We start from the raw sequence: 17,533 nt of genomic DNA on the forward strand, positions 1-17,533 counted from the left end.
GACGCCATGAACAGTCCCACCACCGCAGCCGACACCCGTCTCGACCTCGACGCGCTGTCCGACTGGTTCACCGCCACCGCCCGCCCGCTGCCCTGGCGCGCCGCCGGCGTGACCGGCTGGGGCGTGCTGGTCAGCGAGACGATGCTGCAGCAGACCCCGGTCAACCGCGTGCAGCCGATCTGGGAGGAGTGGATGCGCCGATGGCCGCACCCCTCCGACCTGGCCGCCGAGCCGCAGGGCGAGGTCCTGCGCGCCTGGGGCAAGCTCGGCTACCCGCGCCGCGCGCTGCGGCTGCACGAGGCCGCCGCGACCATCGCCGCCGAGCACGACGACGTCGTTCCGTCCGATGTGGACACCCTGCTCGCGCTGCCCGGCATCGGGGCCTACACGGCCCGCGCCGTCGCGGCCTTCGCCTACGGCAGGCGCACTCCGGTCGTCGACACCAACGTTCGCCGGGTGGTGGCGCGCGCGGTGCACGGCGCCGGTGACGCGGGCCCGCCGTCGACCAAGCGCGACCTGGCCGACGTGGACGCCCTGCTGCCCGACGAGGACGAGCCGGCCGCGCTGCTGTCTGCGGCGCTGATGGAGCTCGGGCAGGTCGTGTGCACGGTCCGCTCGCCGAGCTGCGAGGCGTGCCCGATCGCCGCGGACTGCGCGTGGCAGCACAACGGGCGCCCGGCCTACGCGGGACCGCCGAAGAAGGTGCAGAAGTTCGCGGGCACCGACCGCCAGGTGCGCGGCAGGCTGCTGGACGTGCTGCGCGGCTCGACCGGCCCGGTGACCCGCGAGCAGCTCGACGCGGCGTGGGACGAGGCCGGTCAGCGCGACCGGTGCCTGGACTCGCTGCTGGTGGACGGCCTGGTCGAGCAGACCGACGACGGCCGCTTCGCCCTGCCCGGGGAGCGCTGATGGCCGACGCGCTGGTCTGCCGCTTCGACGACGAGACCGAGTCGAGCCTGCGCGCGCTGCGGGAACGGCTCGGCGAGGCGGGGATCGACGTCCCGGACGAGCGCCCGAGCGTGACGATGGCCCGGGCCGGGAGCATTCCCGCCGCCGCCCGCAAGGCGCTGCGCGGCGAGCTGGAGCTGCTGTCGATCCCGGACCTGTGGCTGCACGCCCTCGGCACGCTGCCCGGCGACGAGCGGATGCTGCTGCTGGGCGCGGTCGTCGACACCGAACTGCTGGCGGTGCACTCGGCCGTGCACGACGCGCTGGCGGGCAAGGTGAAGAACCCGTCGGCCTACTACTTCCCCGGCGCCTGGATCCCCTACTGCGCGCTGGCGCGCGGTCTCGACACCGACCAGCTCGCCCGCGCGTTCACCGCGCTCCTGCCGCCCGAACCGGTCCGCGCGGCGGTTCGGGAGATCAGCGTCGTCGACACCAGGACCGGAGACGCGGAAACCCTCCTGACGCGCTAGGAAATGTCGAGGACCTGCGTCGCTCAGCGGTGCGGGTAGCGGAACCAGCGCCTCAGGTGGTGGAGGAGAACGCGGCTCCGCCACATCCATTGACCGCCCCCAGGTCGGGCAGATCAATACGAGTTGCCGATCAGCCCTGCAGCGGCCACTTTGGACGTGCACTGCCTCCACGAGACCGGAGGAGGGTTCATGTACGTCCTCGGCGCGGGAATCCTCGCGCACGGGATCGCCGCGAAGGGCCCGGAAGGCGTGGTGTTCGCCAACCTGGATCTCCGCGTCGAGCCCGGTTCGCTGACCGTGGTGACCGGGCCCAGCGGTTCCGGGCGCACGTCGCTGCTGCTGGTGCTGTGCGGGCGGCTGCGGATCATCACCGGTGAGCTGGACGTGGACGGATTCCCGCTGCCGCGCAAGGCCGCTCGGGCGCGCAAGCTGATCCGCCCGGCCCGGCTGCGGCCCGGCTGCGAGCTGGAGGACCGGCACCGGGTCCGGGAGGCGATCACCGAGCGCAGGCTGATCAGCGGCACCAACAAGGCCTCCATCGAACTCGGCCTGGAGCTCGTCGGTCTGGACGTGGACCGGTCGCTGCTGATCGGCGAGCTGCCGCCGGAGGAGCAGCTGCTGCTCGCCATCGGGCTCGCCGCGGCTCCAGCGCCCGCCGGGATCGTCGTGGACGACGTCGACGCCGGGCTCACCCAATCCGGCCGGGCGCGGGTGTGGGCGGCGTTGCGCGAGGTCACCGGGATCGGCATGACGGTGATCGCCAGCACCACCGACCCCCCGGCGGGCGACCTCAACGTGGTGCGACTGCCCGCGGGGCGGGTCCCCGAGCCGACCGCGGAGATCGAGCTCCCGGGCAAGGCCGGCCGGTGAAGGCCGTCAGGCTCGCCTGGCTGGAACTGCGGCGCTTTCGCGGCTCGCTGCTCCGGCTGGTCCCGCTCGTGCTGATCCTGGTGCCGCTGCTGTACGGGGCGCTGTACCTGTGGTCGAACTGGGACCCCTACGGCAAGCTCGACCGGGTTCCGGTGGCGGTGGTCAACAACGACCGGGCGGTGGACGCGCGGGGCGAGCACCTCGACGCGGGCGTGCAGTTCGTCAAGCAGCTCAAGGTCAACGACGTCTTCGACTGGCGGTTCGTGCGCGGCACCGACGCGCGGCGCGGACTCGCCGAGGGGCGCTACTACTTCATCATCGAGGTCCCGACGGACTTCAGCGCGAAGCTCGCCGCCGCGGCCGACGGGAACCCGCAGCGGGCGGCGGTGCGGCTGACGAAGAACGACGCGAACGGCTACATCGCCGGGATCATGGCCGACACCGTCAAGACCGAGCTGCAGAACCAGATCAACGCCGCCGCGCACGCCAGCTACGCCCGCGCCCTCTACGGCGAGCTCGGGCAGATGCGGGAGAAGCTGCAGGTCGCCTCGGAGGCGTCGAAGCAGCTGGTGGACGGCACGGCGCTGAGCCAGCAGGGCACTGCCGCGCTCACCCGCGGGCTCGGCGGGGTGCGGGACGGAACGAGCCTGGTCTCGCGCGGGGTGGAGGACATCTCGCAGGCGACGGGCCAGTTGGACCGGCAGCTGGGCAGCATCGCCGACTTCGCCGCCGATCAGCTGCCGGGCGCGGTGAACTCGCTGGTCAACGCCAGCGGTGTGGCCGTGAGCAGCCTGACGTCGATCTCGACGGCCACGGCGATGATGGAGCAGCAGGCCGCCGACGGGTACTCGGCCGTGCAGGGGCTGGGCTCGGCGCACCCGGACCTGCGCGGTGATCCGGCCTACGAGCAGGCGCTGGACACCTCGCGCCGACTCGCCGCCGGCGCGTCGGAAACCGACTCGCGGGCGCGCGAGGCGCTGCGCACGGCGGAGGAGGCCAACCGCCGGGCCCGGGCGGTGCAGAGCAGCATGGGCCCGCTGCAGGAGCGGGTCCGGTCGATCACCGCGCCGGTGGACACGCTGCACTCCGGCACCACGCAGGTCACGTCGGGCTCGCAGGGCATCGCAGGCGGGCTGAACTCGCTGGTGGCGGGCAGCACCGTGCTGCAGAACGGGGCGGGTCAGCTCAACGACGGGTCGCGCGAGCTGCGGACGATGATCAACGACACGCTGAACAAGATCCCGCCGACGAACCCCACGGAGGTCTCCCGCGCAGCCGACGTGCTGGGCTCGCCGACCGAGATCCGCACCGACAACCTCAACCCGGCCCACGTCTACGGGCGCGGCCTGGCGCCGTTCTTCTTCGCGATCGCGCTGTGGGTGTTCGGGCTGTTCGCGTACCTGCTGCTCAAGCCGGTGAACCTGCGGGCGCTGGCGGACAAGGTCAACCCGTTCACCATCGCGCTGGCCGGGCTGCTGCCCGCCGCCGCGCTGGGGGTGATCGGCGGGATGGTGCTGTACCTGGTGGTCGACCTCGGCCTGGGTCTCGCGCCGGTGAGCATCGGCTGGACGATCGGGTTGTCGCTGGCGGCGGTGACGTTCGTGGCGATCGACCACCTGCTGCGCACCGCGTTCGGCGCGGTCGGCGACCTGCTGTCGCTGGTGCTGCTGATCGTGCAGCTCACCGCGTGCGGCGGCCTGTACCCGATGGAGACGGCGCCGATGCCGTTCCAGGCCGTCCACCCGTTCCTGCCGATGACGTACCTCGTCGACGGCCTGCGGGTGACGATCTCCGGCGGCCTGGCCTCGCACCTCTACCGTGACCTGATCGTCCTCGGCGGCGTCCTGGCGGTGGTCCTGCTCCTCACGACCCTCGTGGTCCAACGCCAGCGCACCTGGACCCTCGCCCGCCTCCACCCCCAGATCGAGATCTGAGGGTCGGGGAGGTTTTCATGAAAACTTCCCCCACCGACGACCACGAGACACCCCCTCGAGGTCTCCCGTCCCCACGAGAGTGGAAGTTTTCATGAAAACCTCCCGGTCTCCGAGGGTGGACGGTTTTCATGAAAACTGTCCCCTCCACGAGGGTCGGGAGGACTTCCACCGTCGGTGAGATCGAGGAGACAGGGTGCGCCGGGGCGTTCGCTCGTAGGGTGGGTCCATGGCTGTTGTGAAGATCAATGCGATCGAGGTCCCCGAAGGTTCCGGCCCGGAGCTGGAGAAGCGCTTCGCCTCCCGCCACGGCTCGGTCGACGACGCGCCCGGCTTCCTCGGGTTCGAGCTGCTGCGCCCCGTCCAGGGCGACAACCGCTACTTCGTCTACACGAAGTGGGAGACCGAGGAGGACTTCCAGAACTGGGCCAACGGCCCGGCCAAGGAGGCCCACGCGGGCGAGCGCAAGAACCCGGTGGCGTCCGGCTCCAACCTGCTGGAGTTCGAGGTCGTCCTGAGCTCCTACCCGGAGAAATGAGTCACCCGGCGACGCGCAGGGTCGTGAACACGGCCCTGTGGTCGCTGCCGGGCACGTCGACGACCTCGTAGTCCTCCGGCCGCACCCCGCCGGAGGCGAGCACGTGGTCGATGGTGACCGGCGGCGCCGTCCAACCCGACGGCCAGGTCGGCGTCAGGCCCTGCCCCAGCGCTCCGGCGGCGTCGACGTAGCCGCGCCCGATGAGGTCCTTGAGCCGGGTGTGGTCGAGCGTGGCGTTGAAGTCGCCCGCCATCACCCGCGGCTGCCCGGTCAGCGACGGCTCGGGCAGCGCGGCCAGGTCGCGCGCCCAGACCTCCGCCGTGCCCTCCCCCATCGGGTAGAGCGGGTGCACCGCGACGAACTCCACGTCCCGCCCCACCGGCACGTCCACCAGCGCCGACGGCTGCGCCAGCGTCGTCGGTGGGACCAGCGCGAGCTCGCGCAGCGGGTGGCGGGAGACGATGCCGGTGCCGTCGGCCTGCGGCCCGGCGTGCAGCACCCGGTTCGGCAGCGCGGCGAACAGGCCCGCGGCGTCCAGCTCGGCGACCATCTCCGGGGTGAGCTCCTGGAGGCTGAGCACGTCGACCCGCCGGGTCCGGACCTCGTCGACGATCGCGGCCGCGTCGGCGCGGCCGAAGTAGGTGTTGACCGACAGCACGCGCAGCGGCTCGCCCTCTGCGGCGATCCCGTCCGGGACCGCCCTCGGCGCGACCGTGTAGACGAGCGCGGCCGTGGCGAGCAGCGCGATGAGCACGTTCAGCCAGCGCCGCAGCACCATCCCCAGCAGCACCAGGACGACGCCGACGATCACCGCGTACTGCGCCAGGGCGGTCAGCGCGACCGTGTAGCGCTCGACGTCGAGCTCGACGACCGGTAGCGCCGCCCAGGCCGCGAAGGCCAGCGTGAGCAGCGACAGCAGGGCCGTCGCGCATCCTCCGCCGGGTCGGCGGGCGACGTCGTCCTCCACCTCGTCGGGCACCTCGTGCGCCACCCGCGTCATCGCCGCCTCCGTCTTCCCGGGCCCCGAACTCCGCCATGTGGACGTCCGACGTCCACGCATGGTTGTGCCACCAGACTTCCAGAGGTCAACGGACACGCCGGAGAGTGCCGCAGCTCACACCCGATCAAGGCGAAACGCCCGAATCCGCTGGAATCATGGAAGAAACGGACACTCGACCTCGGAGTTCAACCCCGCATGGATCTGACGACGACAGCCGCCACGTCCGCCCAGCCCACAGGCTTCACGGCCTGGGTGATCGGGGTGATGGAAACCCTCGGAGCCCCCGGCGCGGGCATGATCATCGCGCTGGAGAACCTCTTCCCGCCGATCCCGTCGGAGCTGATCCTGCCGCTGGCCGGGTTCACCGCGAGCCAGGGCGACATGTCGCTGCTCGGCGCGATCCTGTGGACCACGATCGGCTCGCTCGTCGGCGCCCTGGCGCTCTACGGGCTCGGCGCCTCGCTGGGCCGCGAGCGCACGCGGGCGATCGCCGCGAAGCTGCCGCTGGTGAAGCTCTCCGACGTGGACAAGACCGAGGCGTGGTTCGCCAAGCACGGGGTGAAGGCCGTGTTCTTCGGCCGGATGATCCCGCTGTTCCGCAGCTTCATCTCGCTGCCCGCCGGGGTCGAGCGGATGCGGCTGAGCACGTTCGCGCTGTTCACGACGTTGGGCAGCCTGATCTGGAACAGCGTTTTCGTGATCGCCGGCTACCTGCTCGGCCAGCACTGGTACCTCGTCGAGGAGTACGCGGGCCTGCTCTCGCGGGCGGTGGTGATCACCGCGGCGCTCACCGTCGTGGCGTTCGTGGCGATCCGCATCCGCAACAACCGCCGCGAGCAGGCGAGCGCTGAGGCCCCCACCGTCCAGTTCGCCCGCGTCCCGGCGGACCAGCCCACGGAGGAGATCCGCCGCCTCCGCTGATCCGGCTGGAGCCCTCCCGGGCGGCGGACAGTTTTAGCCATAATTGCCCATGATCAATGTCCGAAATGTCGGGACAATTATGGCTAAAACCGTCCCACTGCCCAGGGCTCGCGAGCCGCGCCCCGGAACGCGAACGGCCCCCGCACCGAGGTGGTGCGGGGGCCGTCGTCGTGGGGTCCTGGGTCAGGACTCCGCGTTGCCGTTGTTCTGCTGGTCCTCGCCCTGGGCGGAGACGCCGACCGGCGGGGTGTCCGGGACCGCGGACGGCTTCGGCTCACCGCGGAAGGTGAACACGGCCTTGTCGTCCGGGCCTTCGCCTTCCCAGCCCTCGACGTCCACGATGACGATCTGCCCCGGCTCGACCTCGCCGAACAGGATCTTCTCGGACAGCTTGTCCTCGATCTCCCGCTGGATCGTCCGGCGCAGCGGCCGCGCACCCAGCACCGGGTCGAACCCGCGCTTGGCCAGCAGCTTCTTCGCGTTCTCGGTGAGCTCCAGGGCCATGTCCTTGCCCTTGAGCGCCTTCTCCACACGCCCGGAGAGGAGATCGACCATCTGGATGATCTCGTTCTCGGTGAGCTGGTGGAAGACGATCACGTCGTCGATCCGGTTGAGGAACTCCGGCCGGAAGTGCTTCTTCATCTCCTCGTGGACCTTGGACTTCATCCGCTCGTAGTTGGACTCAGCGCCCTGACCACTGGAGAAGCCCAGGCCGACGGCCTTGGAGATGTCCTGCGTGCCGAGGTTCGAGGTGAAGATCAGCACCGTGTTCTTGAAGTCCACCGTGCGGCCCTGACCGTCGGTCAGGCGACCGTCCTCCAGCACCTGCAGCAGCGTGTTGTAGATCTCCTGGTGGGCCTTCTCGATCTCGTCGAACAGGACCACGGAGAACGGCTTGCGGCGGACCTTCTCGGTGAGCTGGCCGCCCTCCTCGTAGCCGACGTACCCGGGCGGGGCGCCGAACAGCCGCGAGGCGGTGTAGCGGTCGTGGAACTCACCCATGTCGATCTGCACGAGCGCGTCGTCGTCGCCGAAGAGGAACTCCGCCAGCGCCTTGGACAGCTCGGTCTTACCGACACCGGACGGACCGGCGAAGATGAACGAACCGGACGGGCGCTTCGGGTCCTTCAGGCCGGCGCGGGTGCGGCGGATCGCCTGCGACACGGCCTTGACCGCGTCGTCCTGGCCGATGATCCGCTTGTGCAGCTCGTCCTCCATGCGGAGCAGACGGGTGGTCTCCTCCTCGGTGAGCTTGAAGACGGGGATGCCGGTCCAGTTGGCCAGCACCTCGGCGATCTGCTCGTCGTCGACCTCGGCGACGACGTCCAGGTCACCGGCCTTCCACTGCTTCTCGCGCTCCTCCTTCTGGCCGAGGAGCTGCTTCTCCTCGTCCCGCAGGCGGGCGGCCCGCTCGAAGTCCTGCGCGTCGATCGCGGACTCCTTCTCGCGGCGGACCTCGGCGATCTTCTCGTCGAACTCGCGCAGGTCCGGCGGAGCGGTCATCCGGCGGATGCGCATCCGGGCACCGGCCTCGTCGATCAGGTCGATCGCCTTGTCCGGCAGGTACCGGTCGTTGATGTAGCGGTCGGCCAGGCTGGCCGCCGACACCAGCGCGCCGTCGGTGATCGACACGCGGTGGTGCGCCTCGTAGCGGTCCCGCAGGCCCTTGAGGATCTCGACCGTGTGCTCCAGCGACGGCTCGCCGACCTGGATCGGCTGGAAGCGGCGTTCCAGGGCCGGGTCCTTCTCGACGTACTTGCGGTACTCCTCCAGCGTGGTGGCACCGATGGTCTGCAGCTCGCCGCGGGCCAGCATCGGCTTGAGGATGCTGGCGGCGTCGATCGCGCCCTCGGCGGCACCCGCACCGACCAGGGTGTGGATCTCGTCGATGAACAGGATGATGTCGCCGCGGGTCTTGATCTCCTTGAGCACCTTCTTCAGGCGCTCCTCGAAGTCACCGCGGTAGCGGGAACCGGCGACCAGCGAACCCAGGTCGAGGGTGTAGAGCTGCTTGTCCTTGAGGGTCTCGGGCACCTCGCCCTTGACGACCTGCGAGGCGAGGCCCTCCACGACGGCGGTCTTGCCGACACCGGCTTCACCGATGAGCACCGGGTTGTTCTTGGTGCGCCGCGAGAGGACCTGCATGATCCGCTCGATCTCCTTGTCCCGGCCGATGACCGGGTCGAGCTTGCCCTCGCGCGCCGCCTGGGTGAGGTTGCGCCCGAACTGGTCCAGCACCAGCGACGACGACGGGGTGCCCTCGCCGCGGCCGCCGGCCTCCGCGGGCTCCTTGCCCTGGTAGCCGGACAGCAGCTGCAGGACCTGCTGGCGCACGCGGTTGAGGTCCGCACCGAGCTTGACGAGCACCTGGGCGGCGACGCCCTCGCCCTCGCGGATCAGCCCGAGCAGGATGTGCTCGGTGCCGATGTAGTTGTGGCCGAGCTGCAGCGCCTCCCGAAGCGACAGCTCCAGCACCTTCTTGGCCCGTGGGGTGAACGGGATGTGTCCGCTGGGGGCCTGCTGCCCCTGGCCGATGATCTCCTCGACCTGCTGGCGCACGCCCTCCAGCGCGATACCCAGCGACTCCAGCGCCTTGGCGGCGACACCCTCACCCTCGTGGATCAAGCCCAGGAGAATGTGCTCGGTGCCGATGTAGTTGTGGTTGAGCATCCGGGCCTCTTCCTGGGCCAGGACAACCACCCGCCTCGCGCGGTCGGTGAACCTCTCGAACATTCGCACTCCCTGACTGCTGCGCCGGCGGTCTAGTTCCGGGACACGGCTTTAGCGCTACGCCGCGATCCACGACGGGTTCAGCACTCTTGGGGACCACTGTAGTAGCCAACCCCGGTCGCGGTCCGTGCCCGCTGCGCCACATTCTTGCGCGGCACACTGCCCAACGGCGCGTTGGCCTGCAGGATTCCTGATCTCGGCCCCGTTCCGCTGAGCGCGAACAGCGCGCGTCGGAACGTCACGCACCGTGTTCACACCTCGGTCCCGACTCCTTCTCCGGCCCGCCGTCCCCCGATCGGGACCACCATCGGGGTACCCGCAACCGGATCGGGAATCACGCGGGCGCGAAGATCGAAAACGTCGGCCAGGAGCTCCTCGGTGAGCACATCGCCGGGCTCGCCGGACGCGACGACGGCGCCGTCCTTCATCGCGACCAGCCGGTCGGCGTAGCGGGCGGCCAGGTTGAGGTCGTGCAGCACCATCACCACGGTGCGCCCGCTCTCGTCGTGCAACCGGCCGACCAGCTCCAGCACGTCCACCTGGTGCGAGAGGTCGAGGTAGGTCGTCGGCTCGTCGAGCAGCAGCAGGTCGGTGCCCTGCGCCAGCGCCATCGACAGCCAGGCGCGCTGCCGCTGCCCGCCGGAGAGCTCGTCGAGGGTGCGCTCGGCGAGGTCGCCGATGCCGGTCATGGCCAGCGCCTCGGCCACCGCCGACTCGTCGTCGCTGGACCACTGCCGGTACCAGGACTGGTGCGGGTGCCGCCCGCGCGCGACCAGGTCGGCCACCGTCAGGCCCTCCGGGGCCTGCGGCGACTGCGGGAGGACGCCGAGGATCCGGGCGACCTCCTTGGTCGACATCTTGTGGATCTGCTTGCCGTCCAGCAGCACCTCGCCGCGCTGCGGCTGCAGCAGCCGGCCCAGGGCGCGCAGCAGGGTCGACTTGCCGCAGCCGTTCGGTCCGATCACGGCGGTGATCGTGCCGCCCAGGACCTCGAAGTCGAGGCCGTCGACGACCACCCGGTCGCCGTAGCCCAGCTTGAGGTCGCGGGCCCGGAGGCGGTCCGTGGTCTGGGTCTGCTCGGTCTGGGCAGAGGTGGACGCGGTCATGCTCGGACCTCCCGGTACCGACGGACGAGCAGGTAGATCAGGTACGGGGCGCCCAGGATCGCGGTCACGATGCCGACCGGGAGCTCCAGGGTGCCGAAGGCGGTCCGGGCGATGACGTCCGAACCGACCACCAGCGCCGCGCCGAGCACGGCCGACGTCAGCAGCGGCGGGCGCGAGGTGCGCGCCACCCGCAGCGCGATCTGCGGGGTGGCCAGCGCGACGAACTGGATCGGCCCGGCCGCCGCGGTGGCGATCGAGGCCAGCACGACCGAGGCGAACAGCAGGAAGCCGCGCGCCAGGTCCATCCGCACGCCCAGACCGCGCACCGTGTCGTCGTCGAACTGCAGCGCGCCCAGCACGTGGGCGCCGACGAGCGTGAGCGGGATCAGCACGGCCAGCGCGATGCCGGTGGGCACCACGTGCTCCCAGCCGCGTGCGTTGAGGCTGCCGGTCAGCCACACCATCGCCCGGCCCGCGTCGTTGACGTCGCCGACGGTCAGCAGCCAGTACACGGCGTTGCCCGCCAGCGCGCTGACGCCCACGCCGACCAGCACCAACCGGTAGGAGTCCACGCCGCGCCGGTAGGCCAGCAGGTAGACGGCGATGCCGGTGATCAGGCCGCCGGCCAGCGCCACCACCGGCAGCCCGTAGTCCGACAGCGCCCCGGCGAGGCTGCCCGCGGTCCCGGCGAACACGATGATCGCGACCGCCGCGCACCCGGCGCCCCAGGTGATGCCGAGCATGTCCGGGCTGGCCAGCGGGTTGCGGGCGAGCGCCTGCATGATCGCGCCCGCCAGGCCGAGGGCGGCACCGACGAACAGGGCGGTGAGCCCGCGCGGCATCCGCAGTTCCCAGATGATGATCGACTGCGCCCGGTCGCCGCCGCCGAACAGCGTGCTGAGCACCTCGGGCGGGCTGATCTGGTACTCGCCGATGCCGACGTCGAGGACGAACACCGCCAGCAGCACCGCCAGCCCACCGACGAGGGCCAGCATCGGCCGCATCCGGATCACGCCGGAGAACGGGCCGAGCCGCAGCGGTCGCCGCCCGGCGACCTGCTCGACCGGCCGGTCCTGAACGGTCGCCGTCATAGCCGCACCAACTTCCGGCGTCGCACGAGCGCGATGAAGAACGGGGCGCCGACCATTGCCAGCATCACGCCCACCTGCACCTCGGCGGGCCGTGCGACGACGCGGCCGAGCACGTCGGTCAGCAGCACCAGCGAGGCGCCGAGCAGCGCGGCGAAGGGCAGCAGCCAGCGGTAGTCGGCACCGGTGAAGTAGCGGGCCACGTGCGGCACGACCAGGCCGACGAAGCCGATCGGCCCGCAGATCGCGACCGCGGCGCCCACCAGGACGCTGACCGCGGCGATACCGGCGCGCCGCGCCCAGGCCACCCGGTGGCCCAGCGAGCTCGCCACGTCGTCGCCCAGCGACAGCGCGTTGAGGCTGCTGGCGTTGGCCAGCCCCAGCACCAGGCCGATCACCAGGAACGGCGCGACCTGCGGCAGCACCGAGGCGTCGGTGATGGCGATCGAGCCGACCTTCCAGAACCGGTAGGTGTCCATCGTCTGCTGGTCGGTGAGCACCAGCGCGGAGGTGATGGCGTGCAGCAGCGAGCTGATCGCCGTGCCGGCCAGGGCCAGCGTCACCGGTGTGGGACCGCCGCGACCCATCGAGCCGATCGCGAACACCGCGACGGCGCCGAGGAGCGATCCGGCGAAGCCGAACCAGATGAAGCCGAACAGGGTGGAGATGCCGAAGGTGTAGACGGCGAGCACGACGCCGAGGCCCGCGCCCTGGGTGATGCCGAGGATGCCGGGGTCGGCGAGCGGGTTGCGGGTGTGCCCCTGCATCAGCGCCCCGGCGAGGCCGAGCGCGACGCCGGCGAGCACGCCGGCCAGCGTCCGCGGGATCCGCAGCTCCTGGATGATCAGGTCGTTCTCGCTGCCGCCCGGCGCGACCAGGCCGCTCCAGACCTCCGCGAGCGGGATGGTCTTGGCGCCGACCGCGACGCTCAGCACGGCGCTGACGGCCAGCACGAGCACCAGGATCCCGATGCCGGTGAGGCGCCGGGAGCGCCTGCGCTGGAGGCGCTCGCCCGGTGCGGCGGACGCGGTTTCCGACGTGGGCGGCTCGGCGAGAGCCTCCGTTCGAGCCACGTCCCACTCCCCTTCGGTGTTCACCCGGACGTCGCCCAGGTTAGGACAACCTAAGCCACACCGACAGGGCGGGTTCGAATGTCCGCCGTCACAGTCGGACACCCGGAGTTGTTCCGCTCCAGGTCAGAAAAGATGAACAACCGTTGCGGAGCCGGCGCCCGGGTCGTCGGGGCACCGATTTCCGGGAAAGTTGATCAATACCGGTTTCACCGTGGAAATGAGTTATCCGAACGCAACAAGAGGCGTTCACCGGGCCCCGACGACCCGGCAAACGCCTCTTGTCCGCGATTCAGTTCGCCTGGTGGTACTGCTCGACGATGTCGGCCGGGATGCGACCGCGGTCGGAGACCTTCAGGCCCCGCTTCCGCGCCCATTCCCGAATGGCCTGGTTCTGCTCGCGGTCCGCGCTGGTGGAACCGCCACCGGCCGAGGAACGCTGCGCGGAACCCGGACGCGGGCCCGGCTTCTTCCGGCCTCCCGCGCGCCGCGCGTTGGAGACGTAGTTCGCCAGCGCCTCCCGCAGGTCTCCGGCATTGTCGGCGGAAAGGTCGATCTGGTACGACACGCCGTCCAATCCGAACTCAACGGTTTCGTCGGCCTGCCCACCGTCCAGATCGTCGACAAGGGTGACAGTGACCTTCTGCGCCATCTTCGAAGTCCTCCCCGAGCAAAATTGTGCATTAGCGGGACAGCAACATCTGCCGGGAGCGGAAACCCCCTCGCCAGAACGCCAGCCGCACTTGGCGAGCACCTCGGCCGCACTTGTACGAGTGCGGCCGACACAAGGACAAGTACGTCAAAAGCCGTCGCCGACACATTCTGAGGTCAGGTTAGCGCAGCAACTCCGATAATGCACTCATCCTGTCCACAAAATTCTGTTGAGCCACCCTGATCGGGTCATTCCGGGCGGACCAAGGGGAACAGGATCGTCTCCCGGATACCGAGACCGGTCAGCGCCATCAACAACCGGTCGATACCCATTCCGACGCCGCCGCTGGGAGGCATTCCGTACTCCAGAGCGCGCAGAAAGTCCTCGTCGACCGGCATGGCCTCGTCGTCCCCGGCGGCCGCGAGCCTCGCCTGCTCCTCCAGGCGCTGCCGTTCCACCACGGGATCCACGAGTTCCGAGTAACCGGTCGCGAGCTCGAAGCCGCGAACGTAGAGATCCCACTTTTCCGCGACGCCGTCCTTCTCCCGGTGCTGCCGGGTCAGCGGCGAGGTCTCCACCGGGAAGTCGCGGACGAACGTGGGAGCCGTCAAATGGTCGCCGACGGTGTGCTCCCACAGCTCTTCCACGAGCTTGCCGTGACCCATCTTCGGATCCACCTGCAATCCGAGCGCATCGGCGTGCTTGCGCAGCGTCTCCGCAGGAGTTTCCGGAGTGACCTCGGATTCCAGGGCTTCGGACAACGACTCGTACATCGTCAGCGTCGCCCACTCGCCGGAGAGGTCGTACTCGGTTCCGTCGAACCACGTCACGACCTGCGAACCGGAGACGCGTTCCGCCGCTTCCTGGATGAGCGACCTGGTCAGATCGGCCATGTCGTTGTAATCGGCATAGGCCTGGTAGAACTCCAGCATCGCGAACTCGGGCGAGTGGGAAGAATCACTGCCCTCGTTGCGGAAGTTTCGGTTGATCTCGAAAACCTTCTCGATCCCACCGACAACGCAACGCTTCAGATACAACTCCGGCGCGATGCGCAGGAACAGGTCGATGTCGAAGGCGTTGGAATGCGTGGTGAACGGACGAGCGGCCGCACCGCCCTGCAACGTCTGCAGCATCGGGGTTTCCACCTCGACGTATCCGCGGCCTTCGAAGGAATCGCGCAGCGAGCGCTGCACCGCGGCGCGAGTGCGGACCGTGTCGGCCGCCTGCTTGCGCACGATGAGGTCCACGTAGCGCTGCCGGACGCGCATTTCCTCGCCGAGTTCCTTGTGCATGACCGGCAGCGGGCGCAACGACTTCGCCGCCATCCGCCATTCATCGGCCATCACCGAGAGCTCACCGCGCCGCGAGGTGATGACCTCGCCGTGCACGAACACGTGGTCTCCGAGGTCGACCTCGGCCTTCCAGCGGGTCAGCGATTCCTCGCCGACCTGCTTGAGGCTGAGCATCGCCTGCAGTTCGGTCCCGTCGCCCGCGCGCAGCGTGGCGAAGCAGAGCTTGCCGGTGTTGCGCAGGAACATCACGCGGCCGGCCACGCCGACCTGCTCGCCGGTCGCGGTGTCGGGCTCCAGCCCGTCGTGGGCGGAGCGGATCTCGGCGAGCCCGTGCGTGATGGGCAGCGTCACCGGGTACGGGTCGACTCCGGCGTCGAGCAGGCGCTCCCGCTTCTCCCGCCGGATCCGCATCTGTTCCGGCAGGTCTTCGACGCCGTCAGCGCTGGTTGCCGGGGGATTGGAAGTGTCCTGGTCAGTCACGCGAAACAGGGTACGGAGTGTGTTGATCGCGGGGTTGACCGGCCTGCTTAGCGGAAGTTGCGGTCGTAGACCAGGCGCAGCCCGAGGAGCGTGAGGTCCGGGACGTGGTGGGTGATCGTGGTCGATTCGGAGAAGACCAGCGGCGCCAATCCTCCGGTCGCCAACACCGTCGTGGGTCCTCCGTGGGTGGCTTCGAGCTCGTCGACGATGCGCCGGACGAGTCCGTCGACCTGACCCGCGAATCCGAAAAGAATTCCGGATTGGAGGCATTCCACGGTGTTCTTTCCGATGACCGACCGCGGACGCACCAATTCCACCTTGCGCAGCTGAGCCGCGCGCGACGCCAGCGCGTCCAGCGAGATCTCCACACCGGGCGCGAAGGCCCCGCCCAGGAACTCCCCCTTCGCCGAGATCACGTCGACGTTGGTCGAGGTCCCGAAGTCGACCACCACGCAGTTCGTGGAGTGGAGGTGGTGCGCGGCCAAGGTGTTGATCACGCGGTCCGCGCCGACCTCCTTCGGGTTGTCCACCAGCAGCGGGACACCCGTGCGCACACCCGGCTCGACGACCACCCGGGGGACGTCGGTCCAGTACCGCTCCAGCATCACCCGCAGCTCGCGGAGCAGCGCCGGGACGGTCGACAGCGCCGCGATGCCGGTGACCTTCTCGGCGTAGTCGCCGATCAGGCCCCGCATCGTCAGCGCCATCTCGTCGGCGGTCATGCGGGGCTCGGTCCGCATCCGCCAGTCGCGCACCAACGTCGCGGCGAGATCCGGCGGGTCATCGACGTCGTCGTACAGACCGAGAACGATGTTGGTGTTTCCGACGTCAATGGCCAGCAGCAAGGAACGTTCCCTTCACAAAAAACGCACGTCAGGCAAGCACCGCAGGTGCTTTCTCAGTGCCCCACCTAAGGCGCTCGCACCGCCGCGGGTTCTCAGACGTCTTCTGGTGAGGACAGCCGACACGCCGTGTAATTGGCATACATAAGTCTCGGATCCCGGAGCCAGAAGGCGTCTGAGGTTCCGCTACCCGCACCGCCGAGCAGCAGGACCACAGAGTTCTTGATCAGTTCTCCGGCTGCTGGAGCAGAGCATCGAGCTTGGCGGCGTCGTCGGTCTCCGCGTCGGCTTGAGAGGACAAGAGACCCGATCCCTCCGGCGCATGACCAGGGTTCGTCCCCAGCTCAACCGGCTTGTTATCAGCGTCGACGAAGATCACCTTGGGCTGGAAGGACCGGGCTTCGAGCTCGTCCATCACGCCGTAGGCGATGAGGATGACGATGTCCCCGGGCTCGATCAGGTGCGCGGCCGCCCCGTTGATCCCGATGACACCGGACCCCCGCTCGCCGGTGATCACGTACGTCTCCAGCCGAGCGCCGTTGGTGACGTCGACGATCGCGACCTGCTCGCCCTCCAGCAGGTCGGCGGCCTCCATCAGGTCCTTGTCGACGGTCACCGAGCCGACGTAGTGCAGGTCGGCCTGGGTGACGGTGGCCCGGTGGATCTTGGACTTCAACATCGTGCGGAACATCGCTGACCTCCTAGGGGCCGGACTTCACTCGCCGAGCAGGACCATCGCGTTGTCGAGCAGCCTGGTGGAACCGACCTTCGCCGCCACCAGCAGCCGCGCCTCGCCGGACTCCGGGGTCGGCCCCAGCTCCGGGTCGCGCAGCTCCAGGTAGTCCGGCTGCACCAGGGGTTCGGTGGCCAGCACCTCGCGGGCCGCCTTGAGCACCGCCTCCGGGCCGCCGACCGCGGCGTGCGCGCCGGCGGTCAACGACGCCGAGATCGCCAGGGCCGCGCGGCGCTGCTCCTCGTCGAGGTAGACGTTGCGGCTGGACAGGGCCAGGCCGTCGGACTCGCGGACGGTGGGGATGCCCTGGATCTGCGAGTCCAGGTTGAACTGCCGCGCCATCTTCCGGATCAGCACCAGCTGCTGGTAGTCCTTCTCGCCGAAGAACGCCAGGTCCGGGCGCACGATGTTGAGCAGCTTGAGCACGACGGTGAGCATCCCGTCGAAGTGCCCCCGGCGGGTCGCGCCCTCCAGCTCATCGCCCAGCGGCCCGGCCTGCACCGCCAGCTCGCGGCCGTCCGCGTACATCGCGTCGACGGTCGGCGCGAACACCAGGCCCACCCCGGCCTCGCGGCAGGCCTCGACGTCGGCCTCGAAGGTGCGCGGGTAGCGGTCGAAGTCCTCGTTCGGGCCGAACTGCAGCGGGTTGACGAAGATCGACACCACCACGACGACGTTGGCGTCCTTCGCCCGCTTGATCAGCTCCAGGTGGCCGCGGTGCAGCGCGCCCATCGTGGGCACCAGGTGCACCCTGCGGCCGGTCGCCCGCAGCGCGCGGGTGACCCGCGCGAGCTCCGCCGGATCGGTGTGCACGGTGAGCTCTCCGGCCTGGTAGCCGGGGTTGTTCGTCATCGTCGACTCC

At 69.8% G+C, this 17,533-nt stretch carries 16 protein-coding genes; 6 read left to right on the forward strand and 10 right to left on the reverse strand.

The genetic code is table 11. The features are described from left to right. Nucleotides 1-6 precede the first annotated feature (6 nt). From REH65_RS15825 to REH65_RS15845, 5 genes are all read left to right on the forward strand, one after another. Nucleotides 7-909, forward strand: a complete 903-nt coding sequence (locus REH65_RS15825; RefSeq protein WP_406692991.1) for an A/G-specific adenine glycosylase — start codon at nt 7-9, stop codon at nt 907-909. Then, entirely contained in the window at nt 909-1,418 is a 510-nt protein-coding gene (locus tag REH65_RS15830) for a 2'-5' RNA ligase family protein (protein WP_406692992.1), read from the forward strand. Before REH65_RS15825 ends, REH65_RS15830 begins: the two co-directional genes overlap by 1 nt. A gap of 189 nt (nt 1,419-1,607) precedes the next feature. Then, nucleotides 1,608-2,288, forward strand: a complete 681-nt coding sequence (locus REH65_RS15835) for an ATP-binding cassette domain-containing protein (protein WP_406692993.1) — start codon at nt 1,608-1,610, stop codon at nt 2,286-2,288. After that, the gene (locus tag REH65_RS15840) at nt 2,285-4,222 is read left to right on the forward strand and encodes a YhgE/Pip family protein (RefSeq protein ID WP_406692994.1); all 1,938 of its coding nucleotides are present in this window, start codon (nt 2,285-2,287) and stop codon (nt 4,220-4,222) included. The genes REH65_RS15835 and REH65_RS15840 overlap by 4 nt, the downstream gene beginning before the upstream one ends. Nucleotides 4,223-4,448: 226 nt before the next feature. Further along, entirely contained in the window at nt 4,449-4,757 is a 309-nt protein-coding gene (locus REH65_RS15845) for an antibiotic biosynthesis monooxygenase family protein (RefSeq protein ID WP_406692995.1), read from the forward strand. Nucleotide 4,758: 1 nt separating this feature from the next. Here the strand turns inward: REH65_RS15845 and REH65_RS15850 are convergent, their stop codons facing one another. Beyond that, nucleotides 4,759-5,757: an endonuclease/exonuclease/phosphatase family protein gene (locus REH65_RS15850; RefSeq protein ID WP_281457044.1), complete on the reverse strand. Its 999-nt coding sequence runs from the start codon at nt 5,755-5,757 to the stop codon at nt 4,759-4,761. Nucleotides 5,758-5,952: 195 nt separating this feature from the next. On the opposite strand from REH65_RS15850, the gene REH65_RS15855 reads away from it, so the two are divergent. After that, nucleotides 5,953-6,678: a DedA family protein gene (locus tag REH65_RS15855; protein WP_406692996.1), complete on the forward strand. Its 726-nt coding sequence runs from the start codon at nt 5,953-5,955 to the stop codon at nt 6,676-6,678. Nucleotides 6,679-6,861: 183 nt separating this feature from the next. On the opposite strand, the gene REH65_RS15860 is transcribed toward REH65_RS15855, so the two are convergent. From REH65_RS15860 to panC, 9 genes are all read right to left on the reverse strand, one after another. Next, nucleotides 6,862-9,411 carry an ATP-dependent Clp protease ATP-binding subunit gene (locus REH65_RS15860; RefSeq protein WP_281457046.1) on the reverse strand — a complete coding sequence of 850 codons (2,550 nt, stop codon included), beginning with the start codon at nt 9,409-9,411 and terminating at the stop codon, nt 6,862-6,864. A gap of 248 nt (nt 9,412-9,659) precedes the next feature. Beyond that, complete coding sequence (locus REH65_RS15865; protein WP_406692997.1) at nt 9,660-10,514, reverse strand: ABC transporter ATP-binding protein; 855 nt, start codon at nt 10,512-10,514, stop codon at nt 9,660-9,662. Next, nucleotides 10,511-11,605 carry an iron chelate uptake ABC transporter family permease subunit gene (locus tag REH65_RS15870; RefSeq protein ID WP_281457048.1) on the reverse strand — a complete coding sequence of 365 codons (1,095 nt, stop codon included), beginning with the start codon at nt 11,603-11,605 and terminating at the stop codon, nt 10,511-10,513. The genes REH65_RS15865 and REH65_RS15870 overlap by 4 nt, the downstream gene beginning before the upstream one ends. Further along, entirely contained in the window at nt 11,602-12,675 is a 1,074-nt protein-coding gene (locus tag REH65_RS15875) for a FecCD family ABC transporter permease (RefSeq protein ID WP_406692998.1), read from the reverse strand. The genes REH65_RS15870 and REH65_RS15875 overlap by 4 nt, the downstream gene beginning before the upstream one ends. 289 nt (nt 12,676-12,964) lie before the next feature. Further along, nucleotides 12,965-13,324, reverse strand: coding sequence for an Lsr2 family protein (locus tag REH65_RS15880; protein WP_281457050.1), 360 nt, complete (start codon nt 13,322-13,324; stop codon nt 12,965-12,967). Nucleotides 13,325-13,572: 248 nt separating this feature from the next. After that, nucleotides 13,573-15,027: a lysine--tRNA ligase gene (gene lysS / locus REH65_RS15885; RefSeq protein WP_281457081.1), complete on the reverse strand. Its 1,455-nt coding sequence runs from the start codon at nt 15,025-15,027 to the stop codon at nt 13,573-13,575. Nucleotides 15,028-15,143: 116 nt separating this feature from the next. Further along, on the reverse strand, nt 15,144-15,941 hold the full coding sequence (locus REH65_RS15890) for a type III pantothenate kinase (protein ID WP_093415572.1): 798 nt from the start codon (nt 15,939-15,941) through the stop codon (nt 15,144-15,146). A 223-nt stretch (nt 15,942-16,164) separates the two neighbouring features. Beyond that, nucleotides 16,165-16,629 carry an aspartate 1-decarboxylase gene (gene panD / locus REH65_RS15895; protein WP_406692999.1) on the reverse strand — a complete coding sequence of 155 codons (465 nt, stop codon included), beginning with the start codon at nt 16,627-16,629 and terminating at the stop codon, nt 16,165-16,167. Nucleotides 16,630-16,653: 24 nt separating this feature from the next. Beyond that, complete coding sequence (gene panC, locus REH65_RS15900; RefSeq protein WP_281457052.1) at nt 16,654-17,523, reverse strand: pantoate--beta-alanine ligase; 870 nt, start codon at nt 17,521-17,523, stop codon at nt 16,654-16,656. Between the last annotated feature and the right edge of the window lie 10 nt (nt 17,524-17,533).

The sequence above is a fragment of the Saccharopolyspora sp. ID03-671 genome (assembly GCF_045278815.1).
In the GTDB taxonomy this organism is placed as follows: domain Bacteria; phylum Actinomycetota; class Actinomycetes; order Mycobacteriales; family Pseudonocardiaceae; genus Saccharopolyspora; species Saccharopolyspora ipomoeae.